Source organism: Streptomyces sp. NPDC127092 (genome assembly GCF_042722475.1).
Lineage (GTDB): Bacteria > Actinomycetota > Actinomycetes > Streptomycetales > Streptomycetaceae > Streptomyces.
The window spans coordinates 425-1,001 of sequence record NZ_JBHXFE010000446.1 but is presented as its reverse complement, the minus strand read 5'-3'; the positions used below and the strand labels follow the sequence as shown (position 1 = coordinate 1,001).

The 577-nt window shown below is 72.6% G+C and carries 1 protein-coding gene; it reads right to left on the bottom strand.

Translation table 11 applies throughout. From position 1 onward, the window contains the following. The coding region (locus ACFWJO_RS41180) for an efflux RND transporter permease subunit (protein ID WP_386873555.1) at positions 1 to 577 on the bottom strand (577 nt) is incomplete at both ends.

Below are 577 nucleotides of genomic sequence, written 5' to 3'. Positions count from 1 at the left end.
CGGTGGCCAGGGCCGTCATCACCACCGGGCGCACGCGGTTGAGCGCGCCCACCTCGATCGCCTCGTCCAAGGTCATGCCGCGGTCGCGGCGGTACTGGTTGATCAGGTCGATCAGCACGATCGCGTTCGTCACCACGATGCCCACCAGCATGAGCAGCCCGATCATCGTGGACAGTCCCAGCGGCGTGCCGGTGGCCAGCAGCGCCAGGAACACGCCCGTGGCGGCGAAGGGGATCGACACGAGCAGCACGAGCGGCTGGCGCAGCGAGTTGAACGTCGCCACCATCACGACGTACACGGTCGCCACGGCAGCCAGCAGCGCCAGTCCGAGGTCCCGGAACGTCTGCGCCTGCTGCTCCGCCGCGCCGCCCACGGCCGCGGTGACGCCCTCGGGCAGGTCCAGCTCCGCCACGGCCTGCGTGACCCGGCGCGAGACGGCCCCGAGGTCCTCGTCGTCCGGGGTCACCGTGACGACGGCGGTCCGCTCGCCGTTCGAGGACGTCACCCGGGCGGGCACCGGCACTCGCGAGACCTCGGCGAGGTCCCCCAGCGGCACAGGCCCCTCGGCCGTCTCCAC